This window comes from Leifsonia sp. Ger2509, from assembly GCF_055231915.1.
This window is the reverse complement of record NZ_JBUYVB010000003.1, coordinates 2,237,520-2,256,766: the sequence shown is the minus strand read 5'-3', so window position 1 is coordinate 2,256,766 and position 19,247 is coordinate 2,237,520. Positions and strand designations below refer to the sequence as shown.

Here is a 19,247-nt window from a genome sequence, read left to right as displayed (position 1 = left end):
TCGGGGGACTGAGCAAAGGGCTTTCAATGGTTCGGGAACTAACCCATTTCATCGGCGGACAGCACGTCCAGGGCACGTCCGGCAGGTTCGCCGACGTCTTCGAACCCGCGACGGGGCGCGTCCAATCGCGCGTGCCGCTCGCCTCCACTGCTGAGGTCGAAGCAGCGGTCGCCAACGCCGAGCAAGCGCAGCTCGAATGGGGCGCCTGGAATCCGCAACGGCGTGCCCGCGTCCTCCTGAAGTTCCTCGACCTCGTCGCGCGGGACATGGAGTCGCTGGCACGGCTGCTCGCCTCCGAGCACGGCAAGACCGTGGCGGATGCGAAGGGCGACATCCAGCGCGGCGTCGAGGTGATCGAGTTCGCCGCCGGCGCACCTCACCTCCTGAAGGGGGAGTACACGACCGGTGCAGGGACGGACATCGACGTCTACTCGATGCGGCAGCCGCTCGGCGTCGTCGCCGGGATCACCCCGTTCAACTTCCCTGCGATGATCCCGCTCTGGAAGATGGGGCCCGCGCTCGCCGCCGGCAACGCCTTCATCCTGAAGCCGTCCGAGCGCGACCCGAGCGTTCCGCTACGGATCGCCGAGCTGTTCCTCGAGGCCGGCCTGCCCGCCGGCGTGCTGAACGTGGTCAACGGCGACAAGGAGGCGGTCGACGCCATCCTTCACGACGACCGGGTGAAGGCGGTCGGCTTCGTCGGCTCGACTCCCATCGCCCAGTACATCTATGCGACCGCAGCGGCCAACGGCAAGCGGGCGCAGTGCTTCGGCGGTGCTAAGAACCATCTGATCGTGATGCCCGACGCCGACCTCGACCAGGTCGCCGACGCGCTCATCGGTTCGGGATATGGGTCCGCGGGCGAGCGCTGCATGGCGATCTCGGTGGCGGTGCCGGTGGGTGAGGCGACAGCGGACGCCCTTGCCGCGAAGCTCACGGAGCGCGTGAAAGCGCTGAAGGTCGGCGCATCCCTCGACGAGACGGCCGACTACGGTCCGCTCGTGAACCAGGCCGCCGTGGAGCGCGTCACGAACTACATCCAGACCGGCATCGACGAGGGCGCCGAGCTCCTCGCGGATGGCCGCGGCTTCGTTCTCGACGGCTACGAGGACGGCTTCTATCTCGGACCGACACTGTTCGACCGGGTCACCCCCGACATGACGATCTACCGCGAGGAGATCTTCGGCCCCGTGCTGATCATCGCTCGAGCTGCCGACTATGAGGAGGCGCTTGCGCTTCCGAGCAAGCACGAGTTCGGCAACGGTGTCTCCATCTTCACGCGCGACGGCGACACGGCCCGCGACTTCGCCGCTCGTGTGAACGTCGGCATGGTCGGGGTCAACGTGCCCATCCCGGTGCCGATCGCGTACCACACGTTCGGTGGCTGGAAGAAGTCCGGATTCGGCGACCTGAACCAGCACGGGCCCGACGCGTTCCGCTTCTATACGAAGACCAAGACCGTCACCTCGCGCTGGCCATCCGGCATCAAGGAAGGCGCGAGCTTCGTCATCCCCACCATGCACGAGGCGTAAGGAGCGATCATGACAGTGCTCGCAGAACGTGCGACGCAGTACGACCTCACCGACGACCAGCGCGACCTGGTCGAGGCGGTGCGCGACTTCACCCAGACGGCCATCGCGCCGCACGCCATCGAATGGGACCAGGCGAAGCATTTTCCGATCGACCTGCTCGAGCAGGCCGGCGAGCTCGGCCTCGGAGGCGTCTACCTGAACGAGGATGTCGGCGGCTCAGGGCTCACCCGGTCGGATGCGGTGCTGATCTTCGAGGAGCTCGCGAAAGGCGACCCGACCATCGCCGCGTACATCTCCATCCACAACATGGTCGGGTGGATGATCGACACCTTCGGGAGCCAGGACCTCCGGAACCGATGGGTGCCGCAGCTCGCCTCATTCACGCTGCGCGGCAGCTACTGCCTGACCGAGGCCGAAGCCGGGTCGGATGCCGCGTCCCTCCGCACGACGGCCGTCGTCGACGGCGACGACTACGTGCTGAACGGCGAGAAGCTGTTCACGTCGGGCGCCGGCTCGTCCGGGGTCTACGTCGTCATGGCGCGCACCGGTGGCCCTGGCGCCTCGGGGATCAGCGCCATCGTCGTGCCCGAGGATGCGCCCGGCCTCGGCTTCGGAGCGAACGAGAAGAAGATGGGCTGGAACGCCCAGCCGACGCGGTCGGTGAGCTTCGACGACGTGCGCGTGCCGCGTTCGAACCTCCTCGGGAAGGAAGGCGACGGTTTCACGATCGCGATGAAGGGCCTCAACGGCGGCCGGATCAGCATCGGCGCCTGCTCACTCGGCGGCGGCCAGTGGGCTTTCGACAAAGCGGCGGCATACCTGAAGCAGCGGGTCGCGTTCGGTCGTCCGCTCGCGGAGCAGCAGGCGCTCGTCTTTCGCCTGGCCGAGATGCGCATCCAGTTGGAGGCGGCCCGGGGACTGGTCCGACGGGCGGCCCACGCGCTGGATGTGGGGGCCCCGGATGCCGTGGAGCTCTGCGCGATGGCGAAGAAGGCGGCGACCGACGCGGGTTTCCAGGTCGCGAACGATGCCCTCCAACTCCACGGAGGCTACGGCTACCTCGCGGACTACGGTATTGAGAAGGTGGTTCGCGACCTGCGGGTGCACCAGATCCTGGAAGGGTCGAACGAGATCATGGACCTCATCATCGGACGAGCGATCCTGAACGCGGCATGAGCACCGCATGAGCGCCGTCGAGTCTGCCGTCGACGAGCCGGAGGTGCTCTTCGAGGTCAGAGGCCGCGCCGGGTTCATCACGTTGAACCGGCCGCGCGCGATCAACGCGCTCACCCACGCGATGATCGGCCTGATTCGCGCGCAGCTCGAGACCTGGGCGGGTGACCCCGCGGTTCGCGCGGTCGTGCTCACGGGAAACGGGGAGCGGGGCCTCTGCGCCGGCGGCGACATCGTCTCGCTGTATCGGGATGCCACGACCGGTGACGGGCGTGCGTCGCTTGCGTTCTGGCGGGATGAATACTCGCTCAACGCGTACATCGCCCGGTATCCCAAGCCGTACGTCGCGATCATGGATGGGCTGGTGCTGGGTGGAGGCATCGGACTGTCCGCCCATGGGTCGCATCGCGTCGTCACGGAACGGTCCAGACTCGGACTGCCCGAGACCGGCATCGGCTTCGTGCCCGACATCGGCGCAACCTGGCTTCTCTCGCGCGCGCCGGGCCAACTCGGAACCTACCTCGCACTCACCGCCGGTTCGATCGGGGCGGCGGATGCGATCGCCATCGGGCTCGCTGATGTCTGCGTCGCGTCCGTGCAGCTTCCTGCTCTGCTGGCGGAGCTCGAACGAGCGGAACCCGACGAGGTCCTCGCGCGATATGCCGACGCATCCCCTGCATCCGGACTCCTGGATGAGCGCTTCTGGATCGACGCGGCCTTCTCGGCGGACACTGTTCCTGAGATCCTGGCTGCCCTCCGGTCGGGGCCGGAACCGGCCGTCCAGACGGCCGACACCATCGAAGAGAAATCCCCTGTGGCGGTCGCGGTGGCCCTCGAGTCGCTGCGTCGCGCCCGGCAGCTACCCGACCTCGAGGCGGCGCTTGCGCAGGAATACCGCGTCTCCTCGCATGCCCTGCGAACCCCCGACTTCGCCGAGGGTGTGCGGGCCCAGGTGATCGACAAGGACCGCACACCGGCGTGGCGGCCGCCGACGACGGCCGAGGTGACGCGCGAGCAGGTCGACGCCTACTTCGGCGAAGACGCCGAACAACACTGACGAAGGAGAGTCACATGCAGATCGCATTCATCGGCCTCGGCCACATGGGTGGCCCGATGGCAGCGAACCTCGTCGCAGCCGGACACGACGTGCTCGCCTACGACCTCGTCGAGTCGGCCAACGCCGCCGCCGCTGAAGCCGGCGTAACGATCGCCGGTTCGTCGGCCGAGGCGGTGGAGCAGGCGGATGTCGTCATCACCATGCTTCCGGAGGGCAGGCACGTGATCGCCGCGTATCGAGGCGGACCGGATGCACCGGGCCTGCTCGAAACGGCACGACCGAACACTCTCTTCATCGATTCGTCGACCATCGCCGTCGAGGACGCGCGGACTGCCCACGACCTCGCCGTGGCGGCGGGCCATCGCGCCATGGACGCGCCCGTTTCGGGCGGGGTGGTCGGAGCGGTGGCGGGCACGCTCGCGTTCATGGTCGGGGGCACCGACGACGACTTCGCGGTCGCCGAGCCGATCCTCGCAACGATGGGGAAACGGATCGTCCACTGCGGCGAACCCGGGCTCGGGCAGGCCGCGAAAGTGTGCAACAACATGATCCTCGGAATCTCGATGATCGCCGTCAGCGAGGCTTTCGTGCTCGGCGAGAAGCTGGGTCTCAGCAACCAGGCGCTCTTCGATGTGGCGTCGAACGCATCCGGACAGTGCTGGGCGCTGACGACCAATTGCCCGGTTCCCGGACCGGTTCCGACGAGTCCGGCGAACCGGGACTACCAGCCGGGATTCGCGGGAGCGCTAATGGCCAAGGACCTGGGCCTTGCAGCGCGGGCGATCGCATCCACCGGTGTCGATGCCGAACTGGGGCTGCTCGCCGGCGAGATCTACCAGCGTTTCGCCGCCGGCGTCGGGGCAGGACGCGACTTCTCCGGCATCATCGAAGCGATCAGGGAATCCAGCACAGGAGGCGCCCCCGCATGACCGAATACGAGACGATCCTCGTCGAACGCCGCGGACGGGTGGGAGTGATCACCCTCAACCGCCCGCAGGCCATGAACGCGCTCACCACGAGGGTGATGGAAGAAGTCGTCGCCGCGACGACGGAATTCGACGACGACAGGCAGATCGGCGCGATCGTCGTCACGGGCTCGGAGCGGGCCTTCGCCGCGGGTGCGGACATCAAGGAGATGGCCGAGCTCAGCTACCGGGATGCGTACCTGGACGGTCTCTTCGCCGGCTGGGCGGCGTTCAGGCAGCTCCGGACCCCCACCATCGCCGCCGTCGCCGGCTACGCACTGGGTGGCGGATGCGAACTCGCGATGATGTGCGACACGATCTTCGCAGCCGACACGGCGAAGTTCGGGCAGCCCGAGATCAACCTGGGTGTCATTCCCGGGATGGGCGGCACCCAGCTTCTGACCCGCGCGGTGGGCAAGGCGAAAGCGATGGACCTCATCCTCACCGGCCGCACCATGGCGGCGGAGGAGGCCGAGCGCTCGGGTCTCGTCGCGCGCGTGATCCCCGCATCCGAGCTGCTCGACACGGCGCTCGCTGCGGCCGAGCTGATCGCCGCGAAGTCGCTGCCTGCGGCCTATGCCGCCAAGGAGGCGGTGAACGTCGCGTTCGAGACGACCCTTGCCGAGGGCGTGCGTTTCGAACGCCGTACGTTCCAGGCCATGTTCGCGCTCGCGGACCAGAAGGAAGGCATGGCGGCCTTCATCGAGAAGCGGGATCCGGTCTTCGTCAACGGTTGAACGCGCATCCGCATCCCGTCGCCCGCGTCCGGGCTTCGGCGTCTTACGTCCGCCCCACCTTGCCCGTCAGGCCGGCGATCGGTGCCAGGATGATCGGTCTCGCTGCCAGAACGGCGCCGGCGGTGACGAGCAGGGAGACAGCGAAGATGACGAAGCCGACCCAGTTCACCGCATCCTGCCCGCCGTACATGTGGTTGAGGTTGCGCAGCGCCCCCGTCGCGAGCACGAGCGTGACGTGCACGATGATGAAAAGGACGAAGTAGAGCATGACGGGGTAGTGCACCGCGCGGGCCAGTTCGATCGGGTAGGCCTTGTTCAGGCGGGGTGCGCGGCGCGGCCACGCGCCGGACATCCGGATGCCCGTGATCGCGGCCAGCGGAGCGGCGATGAAGATCGTGACGAAATAGGCGAGCAGCTGCAGGCTGTTGTAGTTGACCCAGCCGTCCTCGGTCGGCCAGTCCAGCGACGCGTACTGCAGAGTGGCGGACAGCGCGTTCGGGATGACCTCCCAGCTGGTCGGCACCACGCGCATCCATTGGCCGGTCGTGAAAAGCAGCACGACGAAGATCACGCCGTTGGCGAACCAGAGGGCGTCGATGGTCAGGTGGAACCAGAGGTCGAGGCTGATCCGCTTCGGTGGGTTCTTGGTCTTGATGATCCCCTGATTATTGCGGATCCACGACGCAGCCGGTCGCTTCGTGGTGCGCACGAGCCAGCCCGACCGGATGATCAGCACCAGGAAGAAGAAGTTGAGGAAGTGCTGCCACCCCAGCCAGGCCGGGATGCCGACCGGCGCCGCCTCGGGCAGCGGGGTCTGCCCGGGGTAGGTCTTCAGGAAGTTCTGCACTCCGTCGAGGGAGACGAGCCAGCGCGCGAGGAGGACGATCAGGCCGGCCAGGACGACGAGGCCGACGCCGAGCAGGATGTAGCGGCGGGTGCGAGAGGCCCGAAGCGTGCGGGCCTGCGCGGTGGGTACCGGATGCTGATGCGTGGCGTGGGGTGGCGCCGAGGGTGCGCGGGCCGGGGGCGCGGCCGGGGTATGGGCGCGAGAGGTTTCGGTGGGGGTGCCCCCAGGCGTCGGGTGACCGAGACCGGTGCGTCGTGCCGGGTGTGTCGCCGCGGACGGTGCGGATTTCGGCGGTGCTGTCGTGGGTTGTGCTGGATCGGCAGCAGGTGCCGGGGCGGCGGCCGCGGTGGCGGCAGCGGATGCCGGGCCAGACGCTGCGGTGCCCGCATTGCCGGGACGCGGCAGCCCGGAGCGACGGTGAGGGGCTGCCGAAGGCACGACCGGTTCTGCCTGCGCGTTCCCGGCGCTCGCGGCGTCCGCGGCCGGTGCGGCCGGTTCAGGAGCGGGCGCGGCATCCGGCACAGTGGCGGGCGCGGATGCGGAGGACGACGCGGCAGCGGGTGCCGGGTCTTCGCCGGGGCGTCGGGGGAGTCCGCGGCGGCGAGGGGTATCGGGGTTCGTCAAACTCAGGCCTTCCGGCTCTCCAGGCTGGCGATCAACTGCGGCACGACGGTGAAGACGTCGCCCACGACACCGAAGTCGGCGATCTCGAAGATCGGCGCATCCGCATCCTTGTTGATCGCAACGATCGTCTTGGCAGTCTGCATGCCGGCGCGGTGCTGGATCGCGCCCGAGATGCCGAGCGCTACGTAGAGCTGCGGCGATACCGAGACGCCGGTCTGGCCGACCTGGTGCGATTGCGGCACGTAGCCGGCATCGACGGCGGCACGGGATGCGCCCACTGCGGCCCCCAGGGCATCCGCGAGTTGTTCGACGAGCACGAACTTCTCGGCCGACTGCAGGCCGCGTCCGCCCGAGACCACCCTGGCGGCGCCTTGCAGCTCGGGACGGTTGGATGTTCCGCCAGCAGCCCGGAACCCGGTGACGGTGGCTACCGGTCGTCCGGAGTCCGGCACATCCAGTTCGATCCGCTCGAGGGGCTTGCTCTCGGCGCGCGTGTCGACGGAGCCCTGCCGGAGGGTGATGATCAGGGCATCGTTGGTGGCCGCCGAGTCGACGTTGTAGCTCCCCCCGTAGACCGAGTGCGAGGCGACGATGCCCTCCTCGTCACGGGAGACTCCGATCGCGTCGACCGCGACGGCGAGCCCGAGGCGGGCGCTCACACGGCCGGCGACCTCACGGCCCTCCACGGAGTTCGAGATGAGGACGGCGACCGGGGACAGGCTCGTGACAGCGGCAGCCACCGCATCTGCGACGGGCAGCACGGCCTGGCGGAGGGCATCCGGCGACTCGACCACGCAGACGGCGGCCGCGCCGAGCCCGGCCGCGGTCTCCGCAGCGGCGGACGCGGATTCGGATGAGGTCACCACGAGGGCGACCGGCGTACCGATGATCGAGGCTGCGCCCAGCAGGGCCGCCGCGCTCTTCTGTACGGAACCGTCAGGACCCGTTTCGACGAGCACCAGGACTGCGTCGGTGAAATCCGGCATCGTTCTCTCCATTCCTGAAACTGTTGGGCGAGTCGCGCTCAGACGAGACGGTTCTTGACGAGGAAGTCGGCGAGCTGTTCGCCCGCATCGCCCTCGTCGACGACGACGGTGCCGGCGGCGCGCGGAGGACGCTCGGCGATCGACAGGATGATCGACCGAGCCACCGACTCGTCCTCCGGGTCCACCCCCAGATCAGCCGCCGTGATCGTCTCGTACGGCTTCTTCTTCGCGGCCATGATGCCCTTGAAATTGGGGTAACGGGCTTCGGGGAGCTTCTCAGTCACCGTGAGCAGCGCGGGCAGCGGCGCTTCGAGTTCGATGGTGCCTGATTCGGTGAAGCGGGAACCCGTGACCCGGTCGTCGTGGAGCTCGACGGATTCGAGGTTGCCGAGCAGTGCCACGCCGAGGTGCTCTGCGATCATCGCGGGGACGACGCCTGCAGAGCCGTCGGTCGATTCATTGCCGGCGATCACCAGGTCGAAGCCCGTCCGCGAGATCGCGGCGGCGAGGGTCTGCGCTGTGACCGTGGCGTCGGCACCGAGGAGCCGCTCATCGGCGATGTGGACCGCGGAGTCGGCACCCATCGCCAGCAGCTTCCGGATGGACGTGCTCGCCGTTTCGGGAGCCATCGTCAGGACGACGACCTCGGTTCCGGGGTTCGCGTCTGCGTGCACGAGAGCCACCTCGAGCGCGCGTTCGCCGACCTCGTCGATCACTGCATCGCTCGCGGCCCGATCGGCGAGACCCGTCTCGAGATCGAGTTTGCGGTCGCTGTAGGTGTCAGGCACTTCCTTGGCCAGGACGACGATCTTCATGGGGGAGCTCTTTCTTGCCGACGGGTGGTCTGCGCACTACCACGCTCATCTCTACCACGTCGGGATCGGCGGCGCAGGCATCGCCGGGTAAGGGGCGAGCGCATTACGGTCGATATTGCCACCGGCGACTTGAGATTACCAGTGGTACCTAATAAATATGTTGGCGTCCTTGTAATTCGATTCAGGCCCGCCGCCATGTACGCCGCGAAGGAGAGCCAACTGTTTCGTCCACTCGATTGTCGAGGCTGATTCCGGACGAGGGGAGGAGCGCGTCAATTAGCGGTCAAGAGAAGAGGTCAACAAAAATAGCTGGCTAAGCACCAATTTAGTAAGCGGGCCCTTGAAGCAAGAAAGCGATAGGCCCCGGAATACACCGGGGCCCACGCCGATCGAGCATTCCCGATCCACTTGCCCAACCCTATCTAGGCTCAGCCGCTCGGCCCTGCCGGCGGCGCCGTCGCCTCCCGTTGTGCCCGCACGGCGGTCGAGACGTTGCCGTGGATGTTGTCCGCTCCGATGCGCTCCAGAACTCCATCCCGTTCGAGCGTGGCGATGACGACCGGCTTCAGGCGCGCGAGCCGGAGGGTCACGCCCGAGTCCTGGGTGAGGGTGACGATATCGCTCATCGTGGCGACGCCCTGGGAGTCGATGAAGTTCACGCCCGCACAGTCGAGGACGATTCCCGTGACTCCTGGGTTCGAGTGGATGATCTCGCGCAGACGGTCCTCCAGTGCGTCGGAGGTGGCGAAGAAGAGGCCGCCGTCCATCCGGACCACGACGACGCCGGGATCGATCTCGTCGTCAGGGTGCTCGCTCAGGTCCCGGAACACATCCGTCTTAGCCTTCCGCGCGAGGATCGGCATATGGGGATGGGTGGCGACTCCGATGAGCCAGAGCAGTGACAGCCCGATCCCGATCATGACACCGGCGAGGACGCCGAACGCGAGGGTGCCGATGATCGCGGCGATCGCGACCCAGAAGTCGAAGGGCTGAACCCGGGCGAGGCGCCGCATCTCGGGGATGTTGATCATCCCCATGACCACGGCCTCGATGATGAGGGCGGCGAGCACCGGCTTGGGCAGGGACGAGAACAGTGGGGCCAGGAACAAAAGCGTCAGGACGACCGTGACACCGGATGTGAGCGAGGCGAGTCCTGTGCGGGCGCCGGAGTGGTCGTTGAGCGAGCTCGCCGACAGGCTGGTCGACACCGGCATGCCCTGGAACAGACCGGCGCCCGCGTTCGCCAGCCCTTGGGCGATCGACTCCTGGTCGATGTCGATCTGGTAGCCGTGCTTGGCCGCGAATGCCCGGGAGTCGCCGGCGGTCTGGGAGAAACCGATCATCACCAGCGCGATCGCCGCGATGGCGACGACGCCTGCGTGATCCCACAGCAGACCGGGGTTCGGGATCACGAACGACGGCAGGCCGCGCGGAACGTCTCCGACGAGGGCCACGCCACGCTCGCCGAGGTCGAGGAGCCAGGATGCGAGCAGCCCCCCGACGACCAGGACGAGCGCGCCCGGCACCTGGGGGGCTATCCGTCTGAGCCCGAAGACGACGACCAGCGAGACGACGCCGACGATGACGGTCGTCGTGTTCCAGTCGCCCGCGGTCCCGAACCACGACCAGAGCTCCTGGAAAGAGTTGGAGCCGGTTGTCGTGCTCCCCGTGAGCTTGGGCAGTTCCCCAATGACGACGTCGACGGCGGCTCCGAAGAGGAAGCCCGTGACCACGGCGCGGGAAAGGAACTGGGCGATCCATCCGGCTTTGAGCACGGCGAGCACCAGGAACAGCACTCCTGACCCAAGGGTGATGCCCGCGACGAAGGCGGCGATGTCACCCTCGTTGGTGAGGCCGGCGGCGAGCACGGCGCTGGCGGCCACGGCGGCCAGGCCTGAACTCGGACCCATCGAGATCTGCCGGCTGGTGCCGAAGATCCCGTACAGGATGGCGCCGGCGGCGGCAGCGTAGAGACCGTTCTGAAGCGGGATCCCGGCGATGCCGGCATAGCCGAGGTTCTTCGGAACGATCAAGGCCGCGACCGTCACACCGGCGATCAGGTCGCCGCGGAGCCAGCGTCGGTCGTACGAACGCATCCAGCCCAGGATCGGAACCAGCCCGGTGATTCGTCGCCGGAAGCTCATGATGCGCGGCGGGACGTCGACATCGTGTCCCCCTTCCGCGGATACTCCGGCTGCACTCATCGTGACACCAAACGGTTCCGCGTGCTAGAACAAGGACCACGGGCGCGCTCCTGACGGCGTTCTGATCGGGACAGATCGAGATCGGGGGCTTCGCGTGAGGATCCATTCGATGACGATGCGGGGGCGGGCGGTGGCCGCGGGGTTGGTCGCCGTCGCGCTGATCGGGCTCACGGGGTGCACGGGCACGGTCAGTGACGTCGACAAGGCCCAGGCCCAGGTGACGGCCAAGGAGAAGGCGGCGAACGAGGCCAAGTCCGCACTGACGGCTGCAACGAACACGTTCTGCCAGTCGGCCAAGACCTATGTGACGGCATTGGACCGGTACGGCGATGTGCTGAACGCGACGGCCCCCACCGTGGGCGATGTCACCGACGCGGGCGCGGACCTCGCGAAGCCGCAGAACTCGGCCCTGAACGGCGCCGAGGCGGCCGTCGAAGCCCAGCAGGCGTACGTGGCCGCACAGAAGGACCTCGTAGACGCCCAAGCGGCACTGGAACGGGCCAAGGCGGGCCCATCCGGCAGCCCTGTCGCCACCGGCACCCCGCAACCGACCGCGACACCGCTGGCGCCCGCAGCGACCGTCGACCGGGTGAAGCAGGCCGAGTCGGAGTTCGCCGACGCGCAGTCGGCGATCACGAAGACGACTCCGCTGAAGGATGCGGCCGAGCAGTTCAACAGCGCCGCGGTCGCCCTCGAGTTCGCGTGGCTCGGGTTGTTCGTCGATGCCGGCTGCGTCGCCGATGAGAACACGAAGGCAGCCAAGGCAGCCGTCAGCGGATATGTGACCGCGCTGCAGCAGGAACTCGCCGCCGCCGGCTACTACAAGGGCGCCATCGACGGCGTGTACGGGCCGGAAACGGTTGCAGCGATCGAGAGCCTCCAGAAGGCGAGCGGCCTGCCGGTGACGGGCACGGTCGACAAAGCCACCGACGCCGCCCTGCAGAAAGTTCTCCAGGCGCAGGGCGGGGCGGCCGCCCAGGCGGATGTGGCCTCGACGGCCGCCATCCAGCAGACCCTGAAGCTCGTCGGGTTCTGGGACGGACCGGTGGACGGCGTGTGGACTCCGGCTCTGACGGATGCGGTGAAGGCGTTCCAGAAGGAGCTCGGCGTCGAGCAGACGGGCGCGATCGATGCCGCCACCATCACCGCATTCGAGAAGGCGATCGCCGCACTGAAGCAGCCGGTACCGAGCGCGACGCCGACTCCGTCCCCGTCGAGCTGAGGCCCGACGGGGAACGGATGCGCGGGCCTACTCGAGGCCGAAGAACGCGCGAATGTCGCCGGTCACCTCGTCGGGAAGTTCGAGCGACGCGTAGTGGCCGCCGCGTTCGTGATTCGCCCAGAAGACGATGTTGCTGTTGTCGCGCTCGGCGAAGGCGCGTACCGACTTGAAGTCGTCAGCGAACACGGAGACGCCGGTCCGTGCTGAGTTCACCTGGGGCTCCGCGCCGGCGTGGGCTTCTTCGTAGTGGTATCGTCCGAACGCCGCAGAACCGTTCGTGAACCACTCGAGGGCGACCTCCGTGACGACCTGCTCTTTCGAGACCAGGCTGGTCCCGTTGCCGAACGACTCGAACAGTTCGTTCCAGGCGAGCTGGGCGATCGGCGAGTCGGAGAGGCCGACCGCCACCGTCTGGGGCCGTGACGCATTGATCGCGTTGTACCCGCCGACCGACTGGAACCACTGCATGTGCTCGAGCGCCGCATAGTCGGCAGGCGTCAGCTTCTCGAACTCAGCAGGGTCGCCGGACGGGAACGAGAACAGCTGGAGCACGTGCGCTCCGAGGAATCCCTCGGGTGCGAGCAAGCCGAGCTCGCGGGAGATCATCGCCCCGCCGTCGCTGCCGTGGGCTCCGTAGCTGTCGTAGCCGAGCCGGCGCATCAACGCGTCGTAGGTCTGCGCGACGCGGGCCATCGTCCATCCCCGCTCCGCAAGAGGAGTGCTGAAGGCGGTGCCGGGCATCGACGGCACAACGACGGAGAAGGCGTCTTCGGCGCGACCGCCGTGCGCCACCGGGTCGGTGAGGGGACCGATCATGTCGAGGAAGTCGACGAAGGAGCCGGGGTAGGTGTGCAGGAGAAGCAGCGGTGTGGCATCCGGCTCGACCGACGGCACATGCACGAAGTGCACGGTCTGCCCGTCGATCTCGGTCAGATAGTGACCAAAGTCGTTCATGCGCTTCTCCTGCGCCCGCCAGTCGAACTCCTCCTTCCAGTAGCGCAGCATCTCGCGCAGGTAGTGGTTGGGTGTGCCGTAGCTCCAGTCGTCGCCGGGTGCTTCAGCGGGCAGCCGTGTGGCGGCCAGCCGGCGATAGAGGTCGTCGATGTCGGCCTGGGGGATCGAGACGCGGAAGGGGCGGATATCGGTGGCCTGGTGTGTGGTGCTCTGTGTGTTCGTCATAGGTCAAAGGTAGGATCCGTACCGGAACAGATCGTTCCTATATAGAGAGGTTGTGAACCATGGCGACGACGCCCGTGAGAGTGCTCTCGCTTCTCGCCACGCTGCAGTCGCGGCCGCAGTGGTCGGCCACCGAGCTCGCCGAGCGCATGGATGTCACGACCCGCACCATCCGGAACGACATCGAGCGTCTCAGGGAGCTCGGATACCCCGTCGAGACGGCGCGCGGACCCGCCGGCGGCTACCGGCTCGGCGCCGGGGTCACGCTCCCGCCGCTGCTGCTCGACGACGACGAGGCAATCGCTGTCACCCTCGGCCTGCGCGCCGCGGCGACGAGCGCGGTCGAGAGGGTGGCGGAGAGCAGCGCCCGGGCGCTGGCGAAGCTCGACTACCTGTTGCCGAACCGTCTGCGCCGCCAGGTGTCCGCGCTGTCGAAGGCGACGGTGCAGGTGGCGGATGATGCGGGAATCCCTGATCCTGACCCTCTCCTCGACCCCGACGTGCTCGCGACGATCGCGTTGGCGATCCGTGACGCGCACTGGCTGCGGTTCGAGACGGCAGGTTCCGCCCGGCTCCTCGAACCGTATCGGCTCGTGAGCTGGGAGCGCCGCTGGTATCTGCTCGGTCGCGATCCTGAGACGGACGAGTGGCCGGTCATCCGGGCGGATGCGATCACCCTGCGCCTGCCGACGCACCGGCCCTTCCGGCCGCGGCCCTTGCCGATGCCCGATGTGCGCGCCTACGTGATGCGTGCGGTCGCGTACAGCGGCTGGAACGTGCACGCGAACGTCAGGGTGCTCGCCTCGGCCGACGAGGTGAGGTCGCGCATCAACGCCGCCGTCGGCATCGTCGATCCGGTCGACGATCACACCTGCACGCTCATCACCGGCGCCGACAGCATCGGCACACTCGCCGTCTATCTCGGACTTCTCGACCTCGACTTCCGGGTGACGGAGCCGCCCGAGCTCGTCGAACGGATGCGCATCCTCGCCGCCCGCTACGGCGATGCAGCGGATGTGGGCCCGCGTTCCGTAACGTAGGCACATGGCCGACGTTCGTGTCCCCGGGCTGGAATCCGTCGCTCCCGGAGCGTGGTCGCTCGGCATGCCCATGCCCGGTGGCCATATCCCCTTCAGCGCGCTCTACCTGATCGAAGATGTCGACAAAGGCCTCCATGTCATCGATCCTGGCTGGAATTCCGACGAGAACTGGCAGGGCCTCGACGGCGCCCTCGCGGAGAGCGGTCGCCGCGTAACCGACGTGCGATCGATCACGGTCACCCATCTGCACCAGGACCATCTGGGGATGGCGGCACGGCTGCGTTCCGCATCCGGCGCGCCCGTCATCATGCATCGCTTCGAGCAGCGTGCGAAAGAACGGATGGCCGGCGGGGTGCCCGCGGAGGCGGCCGAGCACGAGATCGAGGGATGGGGTGTGCCCGTCGAGCGACGCGGCGAGCTCGACCCGCGCGCGCTCGCGTCAGCGGCCCCTCCGTCGGCGGATGCGGACGTGCTCGTGGAGGACGGCGACCTGCTTCCGATCCCGGGAGCCGAGATCGAGGTGCTGCTCACTCCGGGGCACACGCCCGGCCACATCTGCCTGCGGGACCATCGGCGTCGGCTGATCTTCACGGGCGACCACGTGCTGCCGACGATCTACTCCGGGCTCGGGCTCGGCGGCAGAACCGGAACCAACCCGATGGCCGACTACCTCGGATCCCTGGCGCGTGTTGCAGTCTTCGACGACCACCAGGTGTGCCCCGGCCACGGCTACCGGTTCTTCGGGCTTGCAGACCGGTGCAACGCGATCGCGGAGCACCACCTGCGGCGAACGCGGGAAGTCGCAGCGGCGCTCCGCGAGGTGCCGGATGCGTCGGTCTGGGATGTCGCACGCCAGCTCACCTGGACGGCGGGCTGGGCCAACCTGGCCGGGTTCTACCTGCTCTCGGCGCTCAGCCAGACGGCCATGCACCTCGACTTCGTGCGCTCGGGCGCTGCCGGGGAGGTGCTCGGGTAGTCCGCCCCCGGCTCCCGCCGCCATCAGTCCGTCACTGGAAGACCTCGCCAGGGTGGTTGAACCGGCTGATGCCGTCGATGTAGACCTTCTCGGCGGCGTCTTGCGCGCTCTCTGCGGTGGAGGCCGCACCGAGCAGGCGGGGACCGTCGTGGATGAGCACCTTGAGCGCATCGTGCTCGGCCGCGTTCCCGAACACGTCGTAGGCGTCGTCGACCTCGTCGAACGTGAACTCGTGGGTCACGAACGCGTGAGCCGGCAGCGCACGCTGGGTGACCAGTTTCAGCAGCATCCCGAGCGTGTTCGTGTTCACCAGGCCCGTGGAGATCGTGATGTTGGCGATCCACAACTGGTTCAGTGCCAGGTCGACGGATTTCCCGTGCACGCCGACGTTGGCGACGTGGCCGCCCGGCCGCACGATCTCGGTGGCCATGGTGAACGTGCGGGGGATTCCGACGGCCTCGATGGCGACATCCACACCGGCTCCGTCCGTCAGGGCGAGCACCTGGTCCTTCCAGTCGTCCTCGGCTGAGTTGACGGTGTCGGTGGCGCCGAAGTCGGATGCGCGACGCAGCCGGGACGCGTCGACGTCGACGGCGATGATCCGCGACGGGCCGTAGAGGCGAGCGGTCATGACGGCCGCGAGCCCGACCGGCCCCGATCCGATGACAGCGACGACATCGCCCGGCTTCACCTGCCCGTACTGCACGCCGATCTCGAAACCGGTGGGCAGGATGTCCGAGAGCAGGACCGCCTCAGCGTCGCTGACGCCGTTCGGCACCTTGTAGAGGGAGTTCTCCCCGAACGGAATCCGCACGTACTCGGCCTGGGTCCCGTCGATCAGGTGCCCGAGGATCCAGCCGATTCCGGCCGCGCCCTCCGGGTCGAGGCAGTGGCTGTACAGACCGGCCCGGCAGTTCTCGCAGCGGCCGCACGAACTGATGCACGACACGATCACCCGGTCGCCGACGGCGAGCAGGGTCACGCCGGACCCGACCTCGGTGATGACTCCGACGCCTTCGTGTCCGAGGATGCGGCCGGAGGTGACCTCCGGCACGTCGCCTTTCATGATGTGGAGGTCGGTGCCGCAGATCGTGGTCGCCTCCATTTTGACGATGACATCGGTCGGGTGCTGGATCACCGGAAGCGGCACTTCGCGCCAGCTCTTGTCTCCGGGGCCTGAGTAGACGAGCGCTTTCATGATCTTCTTTCTGTTCGGTCGCCCGGACTCGGTCAGAGCTCGGGCGACAAGGTGCCGTCGTCGGATCGACGAACGGCGGTGAGGTGATGTTCGAACTGCCGCCCGGTGACGGACGACGGGAGGATCTCGACGAAGGTGTACTCCGTCACCGGATGCCACGGGGGCAGCGCGTCCTCGGCAGGCCGGTTCGAATAGGAGCGGTCCCTCACGACCGCGGTGCCTTTGATGCTCACGCTCCAGTTGTGGAGTTCGCCGACCGAGTCGACCTCGAAGACGACGAGCCGATTCGCCACCAGCCCGCGCAGTTTGGTGCCTTCTGCGGAACGGAAGACGACGGTCTGTCCGTCGGCGAAATAGTTGACGGGAAAGATCTCCGGCTGCTCGCCGATGGTGACGCCGAGCCGTCCGACGCCGGCGCCCGCGATGAGGCCCCAGCATCGCTCTTCGGAGAGTTCGACGACCGGTCCCTGGGCGGACCACTCCGGCAGATCGACGGTGTCGTTCATGAGCGATCCTTTCGACGACGCGAGAGCCTGCGTGTTCATCCCACCGCGGCTCGGCTCCGGGCGACAGGGCCGAAGGTCCCTGGGACCTTGGACCCTATGCACTGCGTTTTCAGCGAGCGACGATGTGGCTACGAACAAAGGAGACTCTCGTGGAGATCATCGAGAGCGTGTCGCCCGGAATCTATCTGGGCTGGGGACCCTTCGTCGTGCAGCTCGGCAACCTGATCGTCATCGCGGTCATGATCGCGCTGTTCGTCGCAGCACTCCTCCTGCCATTCCCGAAAGCGCGGCGGCGGAAATGAGCGCGCTCAAGCCTCCGGGCACTGCTGAGTCCCCTTCGGACCCTGTTGAGTCCACATCGGGCCCTGTCGAGCCTCAGGACTCGGCCGACGAGGTGTTCACCTGGACCGGCCGGGCACGGCGGTGGCTGCTGAAACGCCTCCCGCCGGACAAGCTTCTGCCGCAGGAGCAGCCCAGCTACGTCGCATCCTGGATCTACGTGTTCGGGATGGCGTCGCTCGCGGCGCTCGCCGTGGTCATCGGGTCCGGGCTCATCCTGAGCCTCAACGGACCGGCCTGGGATCACGTCTCAGGGCTCGGTCACTTCACGAACGGCGTGCACCTGTGGAGCGTCGAGCTCTTCTTCCTGTTCATGGTCGTGCACCTGTGGGGCAAGTACTGGATGGCCGCATGGCGCGGTGGGCGGGTGCTGACGTGGATCACGGGGGTGATCGCGTTCGCGGTCTCCATCGTCGCCGGCTTCACCGGGTACCTCCTGCAGACGAACTTCGACTCCCAGTGGATCGCCTTCGAGGGCAAGGATGCGCTGAACGCCGTCGGCGTCGGCGCCTGGTTCAATGTCGCCAACGTCGGGCAGATGTTCGGCTGGCACATCGCGATCCTGCCGCTGGCGGTCGCTGCGGTCATCGCGCTCCACGTGCTCCTGGTGCGGATGCACGGGGTGGTGCCACCGATCGACGCAACCGAGACAGACGACCAGGTCGTCCGTGCCGGTAACGAATCCGAGGAGGAGCGATGACGCACTCACCGAACATGTCCTGGCGCAGAACGGACGACCTGGCGAGCAGGCCGTGGCGCGGCCGCGTCCGCGACTACGACCTCTTCAAGGAGGTCACGATCGGGTTCGTGGTTGTCGCCCTGGTGACCGTCGGGCTCGTCGCCGTCTTCGGGTCGCCCGACGAGCCGAGCATCACCCTCAAGAACTGGTCGACCAGCCAGCCCCTCGATTTCGCGACCACGGCGACCGCCGAACTCGGCGCAACGAGCGACACGGCCGGCTACGGGCCGCCGTACAACAACACGCCGGACGCGACCCAGACCATCGGGCCGCTGGACCTGCAGAGCCTGTCCGGTGTGCGCATCCCGATCGACACCGCGAAGGAGTTCGTGCTCGCTCCCCTGGCGTCGTTACCGAACGCACCGGCCGCCCTCGCGGCCTGGTCGGCGGCATCGGCCGCGGACAAGACGCGATGGACGGCCGACTACGCGAAAGCGCTCGCCGCAGAGAAAGGCACGACGCTGCCGAGCGACAACGGAAAATACGGGCCGGTCCCGGCGCTCATCGGGTCGCTGACCACAATGGCGCAGAGCGGAGCGCTCGACGGCGCCCTGGCCGGCGAAGGCGGGTTCTACAACCAGAACTACACTCCGGCGATCCTCTTCCTGGGGGATGGGACGTACTTCCAGAACCTGGCTGCGGCCCAGCATCTGACGGGCGACCAGTGGGGCATGATGAACGAGACCGGCAACTATCCCGGCCAGTCGTGGCTCTGGCTGTTCTCGTTCTTCTACCAGGTCGAGCCCTTCGCATCCGCCGCGAATGCGGATCTGCTCGTCGTCATCATCATGGGCATCCTGACGGTCCTGCTGGCGCTGCTGCCGTTCATCCCGGGCCTGCGCACCATCCCGAAGTGGATACCGCTGCATCGCCTGGTCTGGCGCGACTACTACCGGCGCCAGCGGCCCGGACGCGAGCGACTGTAGCTATTCATAGCGATATATAGGCGACTATAGGTTCTTCGTATAGTCGCCTATATTTCGTTGAATTTTGGGCGTTGAGGCTGTATCGGCGAAGCGCTCTACGCGCCTCTGGCGGATCTCGCGCGGCCGAGTGCAGGCCGCCGTCTACTGAAGGCGCTCCAGACCGCCGTCAGTTTCAAAGCGTCGTA

At 67.5% G+C, this 19,247-nt stretch carries 18 protein-coding genes; 11 read left to right on the top strand and 7 right to left on the bottom strand.

The window, feature by feature from the left end:
* Positions 1–26 precede the first annotated feature (26 nt).
* Genes ACV7NN_RS11070 through ACV7NN_RS11050 form a run of 5 tightly spaced genes read left to right on the top strand, consistent with a single transcriptional unit; the run spans position 27 to position 5,464 of the window.
* Complete coding sequence (locus ACV7NN_RS11070) at positions 27–1,532, top strand: CoA-acylating methylmalonate-semialdehyde dehydrogenase (RefSeq protein ID WP_463349634.1); 1,506 nt, start codon at positions 27–29, stop codon at positions 1,530–1,532.
* Between the two features lie 9 nt (positions 1,533–1,541).
* Positions 1,542–2,708, top strand: a complete 1,167-nt coding sequence (locus ACV7NN_RS11065; RefSeq protein WP_463349633.1) for an acyl-CoA dehydrogenase family protein — start codon at positions 1,542–1,544, stop codon at positions 2,706–2,708.
* A 7-nt stretch (positions 2,709–2,715) separates the two neighbouring features.
* Positions 2,716–3,762 carry an enoyl-CoA hydratase/isomerase family protein gene (locus ACV7NN_RS11060; RefSeq protein WP_463349632.1) on the top strand — a complete coding sequence of 349 codons (1,047 nt, stop codon included), beginning with the start codon at positions 2,716–2,718 and terminating at the stop codon, positions 3,760–3,762.
* A gap of 14 nt (positions 3,763–3,776) precedes the next feature.
* Positions 3,777–4,691 (top strand): 3-hydroxyisobutyrate dehydrogenase, encoded by a 915-nt coding sequence (mmsB, locus tag ACV7NN_RS11055; protein WP_463349631.1) that lies wholly within the window; start codon positions 3,777–3,779, stop codon positions 4,689–4,691.
* A complete protein-coding gene (locus tag ACV7NN_RS11050) occupies positions 4,688–5,464 on the top strand; it encodes an enoyl-CoA hydratase (protein ID WP_463349630.1) in 777 nt (258 codons plus the stop codon). The genes mmsB and ACV7NN_RS11050 overlap by 4 nt, the downstream gene beginning before the upstream one ends.
* 43 nt (positions 5,465–5,507) lie before the next feature.
* On the opposite strand, the gene ACV7NN_RS11045 is transcribed toward ACV7NN_RS11050, so the two are convergent.
* From ACV7NN_RS11045 to ACV7NN_RS11030, 4 genes are all read right to left on the bottom strand, one after another.
* The gene (locus ACV7NN_RS11045; RefSeq protein WP_463349629.1) at positions 5,508–6,935 is read right to left on the bottom strand and encodes a cytochrome b/b6 domain-containing protein; all 1,428 of its coding nucleotides are present in this window, start codon (positions 6,933–6,935) and stop codon (positions 5,508–5,510) included.
* Positions 6,936–6,937: 2 nt separating this feature from the next.
* The gene (locus ACV7NN_RS11040) at positions 6,938–7,921 is read right to left on the bottom strand and encodes an electron transfer flavoprotein subunit alpha/FixB family protein (protein WP_463349628.1); all 984 of its coding nucleotides are present in this window, start codon (positions 7,919–7,921) and stop codon (positions 6,938–6,940) included.
* Between the two features lie 38 nt (positions 7,922–7,959).
* Positions 7,960–8,736 (bottom strand): electron transfer flavoprotein subunit beta/FixA family protein, encoded by a 777-nt coding sequence (locus ACV7NN_RS11035; RefSeq protein WP_463349627.1) that lies wholly within the window; start codon positions 8,734–8,736, stop codon positions 7,960–7,962.
* Positions 8,737–9,164: 428 nt separating this feature from the next.
* Positions 9,165–10,940 (bottom strand): SulP family inorganic anion transporter, encoded by a 1,776-nt coding sequence (locus tag ACV7NN_RS11030; protein WP_463349626.1) that lies wholly within the window; start codon positions 10,938–10,940, stop codon positions 9,165–9,167.
* Between the two features lie 109 nt (positions 10,941–11,049).
* On the opposite strand from ACV7NN_RS11030, the gene ACV7NN_RS11025 reads away from it, so the two are divergent.
* Complete coding sequence (locus ACV7NN_RS11025) at positions 11,050–12,162, top strand: peptidoglycan-binding domain-containing protein (protein ID WP_463349625.1); 1,113 nt, start codon at positions 11,050–11,052, stop codon at positions 12,160–12,162.
* Between the two features lie 27 nt (positions 12,163–12,189).
* Here ACV7NN_RS11025 and ACV7NN_RS11020 read toward each other — a convergent pair whose 3' ends face one another.
* Positions 12,190–13,341: an epoxide hydrolase family protein gene (locus tag ACV7NN_RS11020; RefSeq protein WP_463349624.1), complete on the bottom strand. Its 1,152-nt coding sequence runs from the start codon at positions 13,339–13,341 to the stop codon at positions 12,190–12,192.
* A 59-nt stretch (positions 13,342–13,400) separates the two neighbouring features.
* On the opposite strand from ACV7NN_RS11020, the gene ACV7NN_RS11015 reads away from it, so the two are divergent.
* Together ACV7NN_RS11015 and ACV7NN_RS11010 are read left to right on the top strand one after the other, a co-directional pair.
* A complete protein-coding gene (locus ACV7NN_RS11015; protein ID WP_463349623.1) occupies positions 13,401–14,378 on the top strand; it encodes a helix-turn-helix transcriptional regulator in 978 nt (325 codons plus the stop codon).
* Between the two features lie 4 nt (positions 14,379–14,382).
* On the top strand, positions 14,383–15,354 hold the full coding sequence (locus tag ACV7NN_RS11010) for an MBL fold metallo-hydrolase (RefSeq protein ID WP_463349622.1): 972 nt from the start codon (positions 14,383–14,385) through the stop codon (positions 15,352–15,354).
* Positions 15,355–15,385: 31 nt separating this feature from the next.
* On the opposite strand, the gene ACV7NN_RS11005 is transcribed toward ACV7NN_RS11010, so the two are convergent.
* Both ACV7NN_RS11005 and ACV7NN_RS11000 read right to left on the bottom strand, forming a co-directional pair.
* Positions 15,386–16,552: a zinc-dependent alcohol dehydrogenase family protein gene (locus ACV7NN_RS11005; protein WP_463349621.1), complete on the bottom strand. Its 1,167-nt coding sequence runs from the start codon at positions 16,550–16,552 to the stop codon at positions 15,386–15,388.
* A gap of 32 nt (positions 16,553–16,584) precedes the next feature.
* Entirely contained in the window at positions 16,585–17,058 is a 474-nt protein-coding gene (locus ACV7NN_RS11000) for a pyridoxamine 5'-phosphate oxidase family protein (RefSeq protein ID WP_463349620.1), read from the bottom strand.
* A 149-nt stretch (positions 17,059–17,207) separates the two neighbouring features.
* Between ACV7NN_RS11000 and ACV7NN_RS10995 the strand changes: the two genes are divergently transcribed.
* Genes ACV7NN_RS10995 through ACV7NN_RS10985 form a run of 3 tightly spaced genes read left to right on the top strand, consistent with a single transcriptional unit; the run spans position 17,208 to position 19,062 of the window.
* Positions 17,208–17,360 (top strand): hypothetical protein, encoded by a 153-nt coding sequence (locus ACV7NN_RS10995; RefSeq protein WP_463349619.1) that lies wholly within the window; start codon positions 17,208–17,210, stop codon positions 17,358–17,360.
* On the top strand, positions 17,357–18,097 hold the full coding sequence (locus ACV7NN_RS10990) for a cytochrome b N-terminal domain-containing protein (protein ID WP_463349618.1): 741 nt from the start codon (positions 17,357–17,359) through the stop codon (positions 18,095–18,097). The genes ACV7NN_RS10995 and ACV7NN_RS10990 overlap by 4 nt, the downstream gene beginning before the upstream one ends.
* A complete protein-coding gene (locus ACV7NN_RS10985) occupies positions 18,094–19,062 on the top strand; it encodes a hypothetical protein (RefSeq protein WP_463349617.1) in 969 nt (322 codons plus the stop codon). Before ACV7NN_RS10990 ends, ACV7NN_RS10985 begins: the two co-directional genes overlap by 4 nt.
* The last annotated feature ends 185 nt before the right edge of the window (positions 19,063–19,247 follow it).

What these genes read in the sequence shown, in the direction of transcription:
- ACV7NN_RS11070 (WP_463349634.1), top strand. Translation starts at nt 27, where the DNA reads ATGGTTCGGGAACTAACCCATTTCATCGGCGGACAGCACGTCCAGGGC.
- ACV7NN_RS11065 (WP_463349633.1), top strand. Translation starts at nt 1,542, where the DNA reads ATGACAGTGCTCGCAGAACGTGCGACGCAGTACGACCTCACCGACGAC.
- ACV7NN_RS11060 (WP_463349632.1), top strand. Translation starts at nt 2,716, where the DNA reads ATGAGCGCCGTCGAGTCTGCCGTCGACGAGCCGGAGGTGCTCTTCGAG.
- mmsB (WP_463349631.1), top strand. Translation starts at nt 3,777, where the DNA reads ATGCAGATCGCATTCATCGGCCTCGGCCACATGGGTGGCCCGATGGCA.
- ACV7NN_RS11050 (WP_463349630.1), top strand. Translation starts at nt 4,688, where the DNA reads ATGACCGAATACGAGACGATCCTCGTCGAACGCCGCGGACGGGTGGGA.
- ACV7NN_RS11040 (WP_463349628.1), bottom strand. Translation starts at nt 7,921, where the DNA reads ATGCCGGATTTCACCGACGCAGTCCTGGTGCTCGTCGAAACGGGTCCT.
- ACV7NN_RS11035 (WP_463349627.1), bottom strand. Translation starts at nt 8,736, where the DNA reads ATGAAGATCGTCGTCCTGGCCAAGGAAGTGCCTGACACCTACAGCGAC.
- ACV7NN_RS11030 (WP_463349626.1), bottom strand. Translation starts at nt 10,940, where the DNA reads ATGAGTGCAGCCGGAGTATCCGCGGAAGGGGGACACGATGTCGACGTC.
- ACV7NN_RS11025 (WP_463349625.1), top strand. Translation starts at nt 11,050, where the DNA reads ATGACGATGCGGGGGCGGGCGGTGGCCGCGGGGTTGGTCGCCGTCGCG.
- ACV7NN_RS11020 (WP_463349624.1), bottom strand. Translation starts at nt 13,341, where the DNA reads ATGACGAACACACAGAGCACCACACACCAGGCCACCGATATCCGCCCC.
- ACV7NN_RS11015 (WP_463349623.1), top strand. Translation starts at nt 13,401, where the DNA reads ATGGCGACGACGCCCGTGAGAGTGCTCTCGCTTCTCGCCACGCTGCAG.
- ACV7NN_RS11010 (WP_463349622.1), top strand. Translation starts at nt 14,383, where the DNA reads ATGGCCGACGTTCGTGTCCCCGGGCTGGAATCCGTCGCTCCCGGAGCG.
- ACV7NN_RS11005 (WP_463349621.1), bottom strand. Translation starts at nt 16,552, where the DNA reads ATGAAAGCGCTCGTCTACTCAGGCCCCGGAGACAAGAGCTGGCGCGAA.
- ACV7NN_RS11000 (WP_463349620.1), bottom strand. Translation starts at nt 17,058, where the DNA reads ATGAACGACACCGTCGATCTGCCGGAGTGGTCCGCCCAGGGACCGGTC.
- ACV7NN_RS10990 (WP_463349618.1), top strand. Translation starts at nt 17,357, where the DNA reads ATGAGCGCGCTCAAGCCTCCGGGCACTGCTGAGTCCCCTTCGGACCCT.
- ACV7NN_RS10985 (WP_463349617.1), top strand. Translation starts at nt 18,094, where the DNA reads ATGACGCACTCACCGAACATGTCCTGGCGCAGAACGGACGACCTGGCG.